14 protein-coding genes and 1 tRNA gene are annotated in these 13,025 nt (G+C 58.5%); 6 read left to right on the plus strand and 9 right to left on the minus strand.

Annotated elements, in window-relative coordinates; genetic code table 11:
• Position 1 precedes the first annotated feature (1 nt).
• Positions 2-1,312 carry an amino acid ABC transporter permease gene (locus KBW81_RS01080; RefSeq protein ID WP_090189653.1) on the plus strand — a complete coding sequence of 437 codons (1,311 nt, stop codon included), beginning with the start codon at positions 2-4 and terminating at the stop codon, positions 1,310-1,312.
• Positions 1,313-1,325: 13 nt separating this feature from the next.
• Complete coding sequence (locus tag KBW81_RS01085) at positions 1,326-2,117, plus strand: amino acid ABC transporter ATP-binding protein (protein WP_090189651.1); 792 nt, start codon at positions 1,326-1,328, stop codon at positions 2,115-2,117.
• A gap of 99 nt (positions 2,118-2,216) precedes the next feature.
• Here KBW81_RS01085 and KBW81_RS01090 read toward each other — a convergent pair whose 3' ends face one another.
• The 9 genes from KBW81_RS01090 to rpmH all read right to left on the minus strand — a co-directional run bounded on the left by KBW81_RS01090 (position 2,217) and on the right by rpmH (position 8,686).
• The gene (locus KBW81_RS01090) at positions 2,217-2,717 is read right to left on the minus strand and encodes a SixA phosphatase family protein (protein WP_254248032.1); all 501 of its coding nucleotides are present in this window, start codon (positions 2,715-2,717) and stop codon (positions 2,217-2,219) included.
• Positions 2,718-2,720: 3 nt separating this feature from the next.
• Positions 2,721-3,599, minus strand: a complete 879-nt coding sequence (argB, locus tag KBW81_RS01095) for an acetylglutamate kinase (RefSeq protein ID WP_175499299.1) — start codon at positions 3,597-3,599, stop codon at positions 2,721-2,723.
• Positions 3,600-3,689: 90 nt separating this feature from the next.
• Complete coding sequence (gene yihA, locus KBW81_RS01100) at positions 3,690-4,340, minus strand: ribosome biogenesis GTP-binding protein YihA/YsxC (RefSeq protein WP_090189645.1); 651 nt, start codon at positions 4,338-4,340, stop codon at positions 3,690-3,692.
• Positions 4,340-5,089: an MOSC domain-containing protein gene (locus KBW81_RS01105; protein WP_254248033.1), complete on the minus strand. Its 750-nt coding sequence runs from the start codon at positions 5,087-5,089 to the stop codon at positions 4,340-4,342. Before KBW81_RS01105 ends, yihA begins: the two co-directional genes overlap by 1 nt.
• A complete protein-coding gene (gene yidC, locus KBW81_RS01110; RefSeq protein ID WP_254248034.1) occupies positions 5,086-6,918 on the minus strand; it encodes a membrane protein insertase YidC in 1,833 nt (610 codons plus the stop codon). Before yidC ends, KBW81_RS01105 begins: the two co-directional genes overlap by 4 nt.
• A gap of 63 nt (positions 6,919-6,981) precedes the next feature.
• Positions 6,982-7,824, minus strand: coding sequence for a tRNA 2-thiocytidine(32) synthetase TtcA (ttcA, locus tag KBW81_RS01115; protein WP_090189638.1), 843 nt, complete (start codon positions 7,822-7,824; stop codon positions 6,982-6,984).
• 104 nt (positions 7,825-7,928) lie between these two features.
• On the minus strand, positions 7,929-8,150 hold the full coding sequence (gene yidD, locus KBW81_RS01120; protein ID WP_090189636.1) for a membrane protein insertion efficiency factor YidD: 222 nt from the start codon (positions 8,148-8,150) through the stop codon (positions 7,929-7,931).
• Positions 8,147-8,527 carry a ribonuclease P protein component gene (gene rnpA, locus KBW81_RS01125; RefSeq protein WP_411914382.1) on the minus strand — a complete coding sequence of 127 codons (381 nt, stop codon included), beginning with the start codon at positions 8,525-8,527 and terminating at the stop codon, positions 8,147-8,149. Before rnpA ends, yidD begins: the two co-directional genes overlap by 4 nt.
• Positions 8,528-8,551: 24 nt before the next feature.
• Positions 8,552-8,686 carry a 50S ribosomal protein L34 gene (rpmH, locus tag KBW81_RS01130; RefSeq protein ID WP_072858510.1) on the minus strand — a complete coding sequence of 45 codons (135 nt, stop codon included), beginning with the start codon at positions 8,684-8,686 and terminating at the stop codon, positions 8,552-8,554.
• 282 nt (positions 8,687-8,968) lie between these two features.
• On the opposite strand from rpmH, the gene KBW81_RS01135 reads away from it, so the two are divergent.
• The 4 genes from KBW81_RS01135 (at position 8,969) to KBW81_RS01150 (ending at position 12,690) form a co-directional block, all read left to right on the plus strand.
• Positions 8,969-9,721 (plus strand): TVP38/TMEM64 family protein, encoded by a 753-nt coding sequence (locus KBW81_RS01135; protein WP_090189634.1) that lies wholly within the window; start codon positions 8,969-8,971, stop codon positions 9,719-9,721.
• 1 nt (position 9,722) lies between these two features.
• Positions 9,723-11,141 carry a dihydrolipoyl dehydrogenase family protein gene (locus KBW81_RS01140; RefSeq protein ID WP_254248035.1) on the plus strand — a complete coding sequence of 473 codons (1,419 nt, stop codon included), beginning with the start codon at positions 9,723-9,725 and terminating at the stop codon, positions 11,139-11,141.
• A 13-nt stretch (positions 11,142-11,154) separates the two neighbouring features.
• Positions 11,155-12,555, plus strand: a complete 1,401-nt coding sequence (locus tag KBW81_RS01145; RefSeq protein WP_254248036.1) for a sensor histidine kinase — start codon at positions 11,155-11,157, stop codon at positions 12,553-12,555.
• A gap of 58 nt (positions 12,556-12,613) precedes the next feature.
• Positions 12,614-12,690: transfer RNA gene (locus KBW81_RS01150), tRNA-Arg, on the plus strand.
• The last annotated feature ends 335 nt before the right edge of the window (positions 12,691-13,025 follow it).

Below are 13,025 nucleotides of genomic sequence, written 5' to 3' on the forward strand. Positions count from 1 at the left end.
GATGAGCGATACGCACGCACAAACCGCCCCTTACGTCCGCGAGAGCATGATTGCACAGCAGCCGCCCCCCCTGAAGGAGGCGGGTGCAGTGAAATGGGTGCGCGAAAACCTGTTCCCGACATGGCTGAATGGCCTGATGACACTGATCGCGATCTACGTCGTCTGGGTCGTCCTAAGCCATCTGGTGCCGTGGTTCGTCAGCCCAACATGGACGGCGACGTCTTTGTCGAACTGCCGCGAAATCTTGGCCGCCAGCGGCGACGCTGCGTCCAAGGCCTGCTGGGGTGTTATCCGTGACCGCTGGGAGCAGTTGTTGTTCGGTTTCTACCCGTCAGAGTTTTACTGGCGTCCCACACTTGCACTGGTCGTGATGTTGCTGGGCCTTGGTCCCGTGCTGTTCGGTAACTTCCCGCGCTGGTTCATGGGCTTCTCGCTCGCATCGCCTTTCTTGATCTTCTTTCTGATCTGGGGCGGGCCGATCTGGCTGCCAATTGCTGTTGCGCTTGGCTTTGTGCTGGGTGTGTTCGCATTCCGGGCACTGGTCGGTGTTAACCAGATCGTAGGCGTGATCGCTGCAATCTTGGTACCGGTGCTGTATTGGTTGTTCGTCATGGGACCGCTGGTCGATACGCTGGCTTCTATCGCGCCAATCGGCCTTGAATCTGTACGGTCGAACCAGTTGGGCGGCTTCCTGCTGTCCGTGGTCATCGGTGTGTCAGCCATCGTGCTATCGCTGCCGCTGGGCATCATCCTTGCCCTTGGCCGTGCGTCCGACCTGTTCATCGTGACCAAGCTGAGCGTTGGTTTCATCGAGATTATCCGCGGCGTGCCGCTGATCGTCTGGCTGTTCACCGCGTCCTTGCTGCTGAACTACTTCCTGCCGCCGGGCACGAACTTTGACCTGACGCTGCGGGTTATCATCATGGTGACGCTGTTCTCTGCCGCCTATATCGCAGAGGTCGTGCGCGGCGGTTTGGCCGCTGTGCCCAAGGGTCAGTACGAAGGTGCCGATTCGCTGGGCCTATCCTATTGGCAGTCCATGCAGCTGATCGTGCTGCCGCAGGCGCTCAAGATCTCGATCCCCGGTATCGTGAACACCTTTATCGGCCTGTTCAAAGATACCACGCTGGTGCTGTTTATTGGTCTGCTTGATCCGCTGGGTCTGACCAATGCAATCCGTGCCAGCACCGACTGGAACGGCGTCTATTGGGAACTGTTCGTCTTTATCGGTGTCCTGTTCTTCATCGCCTGCTTCAGCATGGGCCGTTATTCACTGCACCTGGAGAAGAAACTCCAGCGCGAAAACCGTTAAGGGAGGCATGACAATGTCAGAGGCCGTTCAAGATCGCCAAATTAATCGCAGCGCCATGCAGGTCAGCGATGAAGTTGCCATCGATATCAACAACATGAACAAGTGGTACGGCACGTTCCACGTCCTGCGCGACATCAACCTGACGGTGAACCGCGGCGAACGGATCGTTATTTGTGGGCCTTCTGGCTCCGGCAAATCGACGCTGATCCGCTGCATCAACCGGTTGGAAGAGCACCAGTCCGGTCAGATCATCGTCGACGGTACGGAGCTGTCGTCGGACCTGAAAAACATCGACAAGATCCGGTCAGAGGTTGGTATGTGCTTTCAGCACTTCAACCTGTTCCCGCATCTGACGATTCTGGAAAACTGCACGCTGGCCCCCATCTGGGTCCGCAAGACGCCCAAGAAAGAAGCCGAAGCGACGGCGATGCATTTCCTTGAGAAGGTGAAGATTCCTGATCAAGCAAATAAGTATCCCGGTCAGCTGTCCGGTGGCCAGCAGCAGCGCGTCGCTATCGCGCGGTCGCTATGCATGAAGCCGCGCATCATGCTGTTTGACGAGCCGACTTCGGCGCTGGACCCAGAAATGATCAAGGAAGTCTTGGACACCATGATCGAGCTGGCGGAAGAGGGCATGACCATGCTTTGCGTAACCCACGAAATGGGCTTTGCGCAGGCTGTGGCGAACCGTGTGATCTTTATGGACCAAGGTCAGATCGTGGAGCAGAACGAGCCGCATGCGTTCTTTAACAACCCGCAATCAGACCGGACGAAACTGTTCCTGAGCCAGATTCTGGGTCACTGACGAAAGCCCGTTCGGAAAAGGGCGGGGGCCAGCCCCCGCACCCCCGAGGTATTTTTGACCAGAAGAATTAAGGACCGCTTGCTGGCTGGCAGGCGGTCCTTATTGTTTTAGATCGGCGGGGATAACGAAGTCGGTGACTGTGCCTTGGCGAATGTCTGACCAGTCGGCGGCATCGAACCGCATGACGGTTGTCGCGGCAGTGGGGTAGTCGTCAAAGCGTTGGTGCTGCGGCGGTGTTAGTGCCAGTTGCTGCGCCGCAAACCCAATGCCTGGGTTGTGGGCGCAGATCAGGACGGTCTTTGCGCTTTGGCGTTTGATAAGCCGCACGATCGTATCCACAGAGGCATTGTAGAGGGCAGACAGGTACTGCGTCTGATCCGTTTGGTTAAGGCCAGATAAAACGCCCTGCATCGTCTGGCGCGTGCGGGTCGCGTCAGAGGACAAAGCCGCATCTGGCAGGTAGCGATTCTGCCGAAGCCAGGCCCCAATCGCATGTGCATCGCGTGTGCCGCGATCTGTTAGGGTGCGTTCGTGATCCGATGCGATCGGATCGTCCCAGCCGGATTTCGCATGGCGCAGCAGGATCAGTGTAAGGGGCACCGATTAGTCCTGCCGCGATTTGACGCGCGATTCCGTGGACCGGATGATCGAACCGGCACCATGTTCGGTAAAGAGTTCAAGCAAGGATGCGTTAGGCAAACGTCCATCGAGGATCACGACGGCGCGCACGCCGTCCTCGATCGCCTTGAGGGCCGTTTCCACCTTTGGGATCATGCCGCCAGCGATAGTGCCGTCGGCGATCATGTCGCGGATCTGGTCGGGGTTGAGTTGGGTCAGGACTTCGCCATTCGCATCCTTGACGCCGGCCACGTCCGTTAGCAGCAACAAGCGGTCAGCCTTAAGGGCACCCGCAATCGCGCCGGCGGCGGTGTCGCCGTTGACGTTAAATGTCTCAAGGAAATCCATGCCGGTCGCCACGGGGGCGACCACGGGAATGATGCCCGCGCCGTAAAGGTCGCGAAGCACTTGGACGTTCATTTCGACCGGGCGACCGACAAAGCCGAGTTCTGGATCGTCCACCTCGGCGACCATCAGGTCGTCATCTTTACCGGAGAGGCCGACAGCGCGGCCGCCTTCGTCCATGATGGCCTGGACAATGCGCTTGTTCACAAGTCCGGTCAGCACCATTTCGACCACTTCGACAGTCGCTTGATCGGTGACCCGCTTGCCGCGGATGAATTTTGATTCGATGCCCAGTTTGTCGAGCATTTCGTTAATCATCGGGCCGCCGCCGTGGACGACCACGGGGTTCATACCGACTTGTTTCATCAGCACGATGTCGCGGGCAAATTCAGCCATCGCGTTGGCGTCGCCCATAGCGTTGCCGCCAAATTTCACGACGACAACGGCACCGGAATAGCGTTGCAGATAGGGCAGGGCCTCTGACAGCGTGCGCGCTGTGGCGATCCAGTCTCGGTTCATGTCCTGAGTCCTCATGGCTATCCCCCGGGGTGTGTTGCCTAGGGATAGCGGAGCGCGCGCGCCCCCTCAAGCGATGATCGCAAGCGAGGTTTAAGCTTCGATAGACGCAATCACAGCGCGTAAGGCGGCGATGCCCTCACCTTTTTCCGAACTGGTCAGGATAAGCTCTGGATAGGCGGCGGGGTGCTTTGCCATGGCGGCGCGGGTTGCGGCCATGCTGGCGTCAAGCGCGTCGCCTTTGACCTTGTCCACCTTGGTCATCACGACTTGGAACGTCACCGCGGCGCGGTCGAGGAGGGTCATGATTTCTTCGTCCACGGCTTTGGCCCCGTGACGCGCGTCGATCAGAACAAAGACCCGGCGTAGGGTTGGGCGACCTTGCAGATAGTTTTTCAGCAGGGCCTGCCATTTGGCAACGACGGCGACGGGCGCATTGGCAAAGCCATAGCCCGGAAGGTCGACGACATACAGTTCGCCCGCGGTGAAGAAGTTGATCTCTTGCGTTCGGCCCGGCGTGTTGGACGCGCGGGCAAGGCCCTTGCGACCCGTCAGCGCGTTAATCAACGACGACTTACCGACGTTCGATCGTCCGGCAAAGCAGACCTCTAACCGGTCGGCAGGGGGCAGGCCGTCCATTGCGACGACACCTTTTAGGAATGTCGTCTCGCCTGCGAATAGCAGGCGACCTTTTTCCAACGCCTCGTCCGAGGGCATTTCAATTTCTGGGAATGGCAGTTGCATCACAGCACCTCTAGTTCGTCGCCAAGGGCGATCCTGCCGCCGGTCATTACGGCTGCATAAACGCCGAAGTCGGTATGAGTCCAGCCATCGCACAATGCACCAAGCGTATCAGCGTCGCGTAGGCCGGTTTCTGGGCTGGCTGCGGTATGGGCGCAACGGGCAATCCGCTCTTGGATCCGTAGGGTTACCGCGCCAATCCGAATGTCACGTCCAATCCAGTCCCACTCGATCCAAGGGGGCAGACCGTCGAGCCAGATATTTCCGCGCCACCGCTCTGGTTCCAGCGGTTTTCCCAGTTGATCCGCCACTGCGGCATGGCTGGCGGTGTTCATAATCGAAACAGAGGGGTATTTCGTGTCCGTCATGCCGCGCTGGCCTGCGGTGACGATAGCCTGCGGCGCAGCGCGGCCCGGCGGCGTCAGGGGCGTGACCCAAGTGACGAATGCGGCGGCGCTTTGCGGATCATCCGGCTGGATTGAAATATCGGGCAGGGCAGGGTGCTGCAGATGCACAGTCTGCGATTCTTCGTCCAGCGTTGCCGTCATTGCTGCCAATGCTGGGTTGTGGGTGCCGATCATGAAGGCGTGGCACTCGTCCCAGCCCCCCTGATACCGAGAGGCGCCGGACGTAACCGCCCAGCGCCTGTCGTATGGCATCGTCTGACCCGCAATCAGTGTGATCGCGTCCAGTGCCTGTCGTCCATGACTTTTAATCGGGTGCCGCCACAGTGCGGCGACAGTTCCGGTCACTTGGACTTAGGCTTCTTAGGGCTATTGGCCGCGACCGGTTCACCCTTTTTGCGGCTAAAGGTGGTTCGGATGTTGCCAAACACATCAGGCTTTGCCCCGTGGCTGCGCATGATGATGTACTGCTGCATAAAGGTGATTGTGTTGTTCGTGATCCAGTAAAGAACCAGACCCGACGCAAAGCGACCCAGCATAAACATGAACACCCAAGGCATCCACGCAAAGATCATCTTTTGCGTCGCATCTGCTGGGGCTGGGTTCAGTTTCTGCTGCAGCCACATCGAGACACCCAGCAGGATCGGCAGAACGCCAAGGCTGATGATATGGATCGGCGAGGTGACATCAGGCGTCGCCCATGGGAACAGGCCGAACAGGTTCAGGATGGACGACGGATCGGGTGCGGACAAGTCTCGGATCCAGCTGATCCACGGCGCGTGACGTAGTTCCAGCGTGACGAAGATCACTTTGTACAGCGAGAAGAAAATAGGGATCTGGATCAGGATCGGCAGACAACCCGCGGCGGGGTTCACCTTGTTTTCCTTATAAAGCTTCATCATGCCGGTTTGCAGTTGCGATTTATCGTCGCCGGCACGCTCTTTCAGCTTCTCCATCTCTGGCTGAAGTTCCTTCATCTTCGCCATGCTGACGTAGGACTTATAGGCCAGCGGAAGAACCAGGAGTTTGAGGAAGAAGGTCAGCGCGATGATGGCGAAACCCATGTTGCCGATCAGCAGGTTCAGGTGGTGAAGTACCCAGAAAATCGGCTTGGTCAGGAAAAAGAACCAGCCCCAGTCGATGCTGTCGACAAAGCCCGTGACACCAGCCTCTTGGTAGTCACGGATGGTTTCCCATTCCTTAGCACCGGCGAAAAGCTGCGTTGTCACGCTGGCGGTGCCGCCGGGGGCGACGGTCTGCGCGTCCTGCACAGCCTCTGCCTGAAAGATGTCGCGGCCGGGGAAGTATTTGGCGACGGACCGGAAGGGCACAGCCTGGTTCGGGATCAGCGTCGTCATCCAGTAGTGGTCGGTATAGCCGATCCAGCCTGCGGATGTGACGTCCTGACGTTCCGCATTGGTGCCTTCGCGGTCATCGACCGCGAAATCGAGCATTTTCTTGTACTTAACTTCTTCCAGCGTGCCGTCGGTCATGCGGACCAGACCTTCGTGCAGTATAAAGAAGTTCTGCAAGTCAGACGGCATGCCTTCTTGGCGCAGCAGACCGTAGGGGCGCAGGCTGATCTCTTCGGTGCCCGTGTTCTCGACACTTTGGTCGACGCTGAACATGTATTTGTCATCAACCGAGATTTGGTTGCGGAAGATCTGGCCAGCGCCGTTGTCCCAAACCAGCGTGATTGGCGTGTCCGGGGTCAGCGTCTCTCCGGCTTCAACGGTCCACAGGGTGTCGGGGCCGGGGACGGCATCGGCAGCGATACCCGTCGCCGCGGCCCAGCCGAATGACGCGAAATAGGCGTCGGGCGTGCCGCTGGGGGACAGCAGCGTCACCTCGGGCGAGGTGTCGTCGATTGTCTCGTTGTATTGCGTCAGCTTCAGATCGTCGATCCGGCCACCCAGCAAGGAAATCGTGCCCGACAGCTCTGGTGTCTGCACGTTCACGCGCGGGGCGTCGGCTACAGCGGCTGCTTCCGCGTCAGTTGGGGCAGCGATGCCGCCAGTGACAGGATCAGCCGTCGGCACCGTCGTATCCATCTGTTCCTGCGTCGCCTCTAGCGTCGCGGGGGCCTGCACCTCTGGCGGGAACAAGAATGTCCAGACGATGATAACCAGCGTGCTGAGCACAAGTGCCAGGATCAGGTTCTTGTTTTGATCTTCCATGCGTCGCAACCGTCCGTCTGTGAAATCTGGTGGGATTGGTTCAAACCGTGCAGGCCCCAAAGGTCAAGGGGTTTCAGGGTCTTTGTGATTTAGGGCAAGTCCCGTAAAATCGAACAATGCCGTATCAAGCAGATGGCTTGGCCGGGTGTTCATCAGGGATGAGAATATTTTCTGGCGCCGTCCTGGGCTGTTGGTTTCCCAGCCATCCAGCAGGCGTTTGATCTGCTGGCGCTGCAACCCGTCCTGCGATCCACACAGGTCGCAGGGGATAATGGGATAGTTCATCGCTTGGGCGAATTTTTCGCAATCCGCTTCGGCCACATGGGCAAGAGGGCGGTACAGAAACAGATCGCCCTCGTCATTCTTTAGCTTGGGCGGCATCGTGGCCAGCTTGCCACCGTGGAAAAGGTTCAGGAAGAACGTTTCCAAAATGTCATCGCGGTGATGGCCCAGCACAACGGCGGTGCAGCCTTCCTCGCGGGCGATGCGATAAAGATTGGCGCGGCGCAGGCGTGAACACATGGTGCAAAGAGTGCGCCCTTGCGGGGTTTTATCCATCACGACGGAATAGGTGTCGCGATATTCGATCCGGTGCGGCACGCCCATTTTCTGCAGAAATTCGGGCAGAACGGTCGCGGGAAAGTTAGGTTGGCCCTGATCGAGGTTGCAGGCAAGAAGCTCTACCGGAAGCAAGCCGCGCCATTGCAATTCGTATAGGATCGCCAGAAGCGTATAGCTGTCCTTGCCGCCTGACAGGCAAACGAGCCACTTACCGCCGGGAGCGATCATGCCATAGCGGTCAATCGCTTCCCGGGTGTCGCGCACGAGGCGTTTGCGTAATTTCTTGAACGCGACCGTGTCCGGTGCGCCGTGAAACAGCGGATGAATTTCGGTTTCGTCAAGCATGGCATCACCTACTGCGGCAGGGGGCAAAACACTAGTAAAATTGATCGGCAAGGCGATTCCCGTGTCCGGCGACGCCAGCCAATTTTTTGCCTAAGATTTGGTGGCTAGTCAGGCACGTTATCGATGCCGGACCCGCCCCAAGGCTGGCAGCGCCCGATGCGCCGCAAGGTCAGCCATCCGCCCTTTACCGCGCCATGCTTTTCCAGCGCTTCAAGGGCATAGGCCGAGCAGGTCGGATGAAAGCGGCAGCCATGACCAACCCACGGGGACAGCAGCAAACGATATGCACGCACGGGCACCGCGACAATATACGCCAGCGGCGTCACTGGTGTACCTTCGCAAGGGCGCGGATCAGGTCTGATTGCAATTGCAAAAAGGGCAGCGCACCGGTTGTCTGGGCGCGGCCCACAAGGACGTAGTCCCAGCCGGGGCGGCCATGCACCGGCAGGATCATGCGCGCAATTTCACGCAGACGGCGCTTGGCTCGGTTCCGCGCTACGGCGTTGCCGACCTTTTTAGAGCAGGTATAGCCCACACGCATCAGATCACTGCCGTCGTCGCGCGGACGGCCCTGCAAATGAATGCCGGGCGTGCCTTGTCTGCGACCATGGCTTGCGGCGATAAAATCGCGCCGCTTTGTCAGGACCTGCGGACACACTAAAACCGCCGGTTTGCCCTTGTCAGGCGTATCCGGCGGCGTCATGTCGGTCATCGTCAAGTGACGCGCTTACGCGCTCAGCTTGGCCCGGCCTTTTGCGCGGCGGGCGTTGATGATCTTGCGGCCAGACGGCGTCGCCATACGGGCACGGAAACCGTGACGGTTTTTGCGGACGCGGTTGCTGGGTTGGAACGTGCGCTTCATCGCTTGTCCTCCGGTTCGGGGGCCAAACCCAGGATGGATTCGAGGCCCGTCATTCATTCAGACCTGCCCTTTAAGTGGAGGGCCCTCGCGTGTCAACGGCGCTGCGCGGTAAGTTTTGCTACGGTGTGCAATATATAGTGCAACGAATTGTTACAGTTTAGCCCCTAGAAGCCCGACTTTGGGCTGGTCGGATCAAGGCCGCGTGAGTCGTCTATCCGCCGCCCATCCAGTGCGCCATGTAGGGTGCCAAGGTCCAGCGCCCCTGCGGCAGAAAGAGTGAAGATGTCCGATACGACCACCGCGAACCCTATTTTGCGCCGCCTACCTTTGATTGTGATCGTCATCGTTGCGGTTCTGGGGGCTTGGTTGCTCCGTGACTATCTATCCTTCGATGCGCTTAGCCAGAACAGAGAGGCGCTGCTGGCGTTCCGCGATGCTAATTATCTGCTTTGCGTGCTTGGGTTTATCGCGGCCTATGCCGTGATCGTGGCGTTCAGTTTGCCCGGTGCGACGATTGCCACACTGACGGGCGGCTTTCTGTTCGGCAGCTTCCCCGCTGCCTTTCCGGTGCTGCCGGGTGCGATTTTTAACGTGACCGGGGCGACGATCGGCGCGATTGCCTTGTTTCTTGCGGCACGCTGGGGGCTTGGACAGTCTTTGGCGAAAAAAATGGATGCCAGTGACGGTGTCGTTAAGCGAATCAAGGACGGCATTGATGATGAAGGCAATCAGTGGTCGATGTTGTTCCTGATCCGGTTGGTTCCGGCTGTACCATTCTTTGTTGCGAATCTAGTGCCCGCCTTAGTGGGCGTACCGCTTTACCGTTTCGCGGTTACGACCTTTTTCGGAATCATGCCTGGTGCGGTTGTCTATACTTCGGTGGGGGCGGGCCTTGGTGAAGTGTTCGCCCGCGGCGAGACGCCCGATCTGGGAATCATATTTCAGCCGGCGATTCTGTTGCCAATCCTTGGGCTTTCCCTGCTGGCCGCCCTTCCTCTGATCATCAATGCCCTGCGCGGCAAGAAAGGCCTGTAACATGAGCCGTATTGAAACTGATATTTGCATCATCGGTGCCGGATCCGCTGGCCTGTCTATCGCATCGGGTGCTGCCCAGATGGGCGCGCGCGTTGTCCTGATCGAGGGGCATAAGATGGGCGGCGATTGCCTGAATTACGGCTGTGTTCCGTCAAAGGCGCTGTTGGCGTCGGCCAAGCACGCTCATGCTGGGCTGGATAATCCTGACTTCGGCATCGCGCAGGCTCATCCAGAGGTTAACTACGCAGGTGCCAAGGATCATGTGCGCCGCGTGATTGATGCGATCGCCCCAGTCGATAGTCAGGAACGATTCGAAGGATTTGGTTGCACAGTCATCCGCGAAAACGGACGCTTCATCTCTGAAACAGAAGTGCAGGCCGGCGAGACCATCATCAAGGCCCGCCGTTTCGTTGTCGCCACCGGGTCCGGCCCCTTTGTGCCGCCAATTGATGGCCTCGATAGCGTAACGGTTCACACCAACGAGACGATTTTTGATCTGCGCGAAAAGCCTGACCACCTGCTGGTCGTGGGCGGCGGTCCCATCGGTATGGAGATGGCACAGGCGCATGTGCGACTTGGCTGCAAAGTCACGGTGATCGAAGGCGCCAAGGCGATGGGCAAGGATGACCCTGAAATGGCTGCCATCGTGCTGGACAATCTGCGCAGCGAAGGCATCGAAATTGTCGAAGATGCGCAAGCCAGCCGGATTAGCGGCGGTGATGGCACGATTACAGTGCACACACCTAAGGGCGACTTCACCGGCTCTCACTTGTTGATGGCCGTGGGCCGCGCTGTGAACGTCGCAAATCTGGGCTTGGATACGGCCAATGTCGAACATGATCGCAGGGGCCTTAAGGTTGACGACAGCCTGCGTTCTGTCAGCAACAAGCGCGTTTATGCTGCGGGGGATGTTGCTGGCGGTCTGCAATTCACTCACGTCGCGGGCTATCACGGCGGACAGCTCGTGCGGTCGCTGGTGCTTGGCCTGCCGTCCAAGGTGCGTACAGACCACATTCCGTGGGTCACCTATACTGACCCAGAACTCGCGCAGGTCGGCCTGACCGAAGCGCAGGCGCGCGAAGCACATGGCGACAAGCTGACGGTCGTGCGGTCTGAATATTCTCATAATGACCGCGCGAATACAGAGCTTCAGATGCGCGGTCTGATCAAGGTCATGGTTGTCGGTGGCAAGCCTGTGGGTGCGTCGATTGCGGGGCATCTTGCAGGCGAATTGATCGCGCTTTGGGCTATGGCGATTGCCAACAAGATGAAAATGCAGGCTATCAGTAATACCGTTTTACCTTATCCAACCTATATGGAACTGAACAAGCGGGCCGCCGGGGCATATTTCACCCCCAAGCTGTTCGAAAGTGATATGGTCAAACGGATCGTGGGGCTGGTACAGCGCTTCCTTCCCTAACGTCGGAGGTGCAATGCTGAACACTCTCTCAGGTCGCTTCCTGATTCTGACCGTCATCTTCGTGATGCTGGCAGAAATATTTATCTTCGTCCCCTCGGTTGCCCGCTTCCGAGAGGACTATTTGCTGGCTCGTCTGGAACGGGCGCAGATCGCGTCGCTGGCGGTTGAAGCCACCGACATGATCGCGCCCGAGCTAGAGGCAGAGCTGCTGACCAACGCTGGCGTCTTTAACGTCGTGTTGCGGCGCGACGACATGCGGCAGCTGGCGTTGTCCTCTCCAATCCCGGCGGAAATCGCGGCCACCTACGATATGCGCGACCCTTCTGGACCCGCATTGATTCGGGCGGCCTTGGGCACCCTGTGGGATCAGTCGCCGCGGATCATTCGTGTGATCGGCACCCCGGTGCAGGGCGGGGGGCAGCTGATCGAGGTTACGATGGATCAGATGCCGCTGCGCAGCGCGATGATCGAATACGGTCTGAACGTGCTGCTGCTGTCGGCTATTATCTCTGTCATTACGGCCTTTTTGCTGTTCCTCGCGGTGCAAACGTTTTTGGTCCGCCCGATCAAGGGCGTCATCAGTCACATGCAAAACTACGCAGAGGCACCAGAGGACGCACGCCGCATCATTGAACCCAGCGCCGGTGTACGAGAGTTGCGCGATGCCGAAAACGCGCTGCAGATGATGCAGACCCAGTTGACGTCGGCTCTGCGCCAGAAGGATCGCCTTGCGCAGTTGGGCGGCGCGGTCGCGAAGGTTAGTCACGACTTGCGAAATATCCTCACGTCGGCGCAGCTGTTCACCGATCGGATCGAAGGCTCTGATGATCCGCTTGTTATTCGCATGGCGCCAAAGCTTGTGGGGTCGATCACCCGGGCCGTTCACCTGTGCGAAAGTACGCTCGCCTTTGGCCGTGCGGATGAGCCTTCGCCGCGCCTCGCCCGAGTTGAGCTTGCGCAAATCGTCGACGAGGTCGTCGAGAGTGAACGCCTTGCGGCGGGCGATTACCCCCTGTCCTTCGCCGAAGATATTCCGGCGACCATGAACCTGCGCGCCGATTCAGAGCAGATCTACCGCGTGCTGTCGAACCTTGTGCGCAACGCGCGCCAAGCTGTCACGGCCACAGGTAACCCCGGTGAAATCTGTATCTGCGGCGAAGAGGACGACAGGCTGTGGCGTATCACCGTGTCAGACACTGGCCCGGGCTTGCCGCCAAAAGCGAAAGAGCATTTGTTCCAACCCTTCCAAGGCGGTGTGCGTAAAGGCGGGGCAGGGCTTGGCCTCGTCATTTCTGGCGATCTGGTGCGCGGGCACGGCGGCCGACTGACGCTTTTGCAAAGCGATGCCAGTGGCACCACCTTTGAAATCACCCTGCCAAAAGCTGATTTTGCACTTAGTCCAGAAACTGTATGATTATTTTACGTTTTGCGCTTGCATCGGTCTGACGCTGCAGCTAAATCCCACCACAGGCGGATTGGTAGCTCAGTTGGATAGAGTACTTGACTACGAATCAAGGGGTCGGGGGTTCGAATCCTCCCCAGTCCACCAAAAAATACGCAAGCACCTGATTATACTGAATTTTAATCGGGTGCTTGCAGTTTTTCGCGATAGTGTTTGCATTTGACGCCGATCGCCATGATAGACAGACTGCCTGAGGACATTGGAAGTTCATTTTGGTATGATCTCCATTAGTTATTTGCACTGCTATTTAGCGTGACGCCCGCAGGTAGTGCGCTGACTTTTTGAATCCGGCAACGGCGGCGCTGTCCCGGATTATGTTGTCAAGGCCAGTTGGCGATCGCGTGCGTCCCATCTGCGCGGCTATAAACGTCACATGACCGGTCGACGTAGCCGCAAAGTTTGCTCGCATTGGGTCGTTATGG

This window comes from Loktanella salsilacus, assembly GCF_024206795.1.
GTDB classification, from domain to species: domain Bacteria; phylum Pseudomonadota; class Alphaproteobacteria; order Rhodobacterales; family Rhodobacteraceae; genus Loktanella; species Loktanella salsilacus.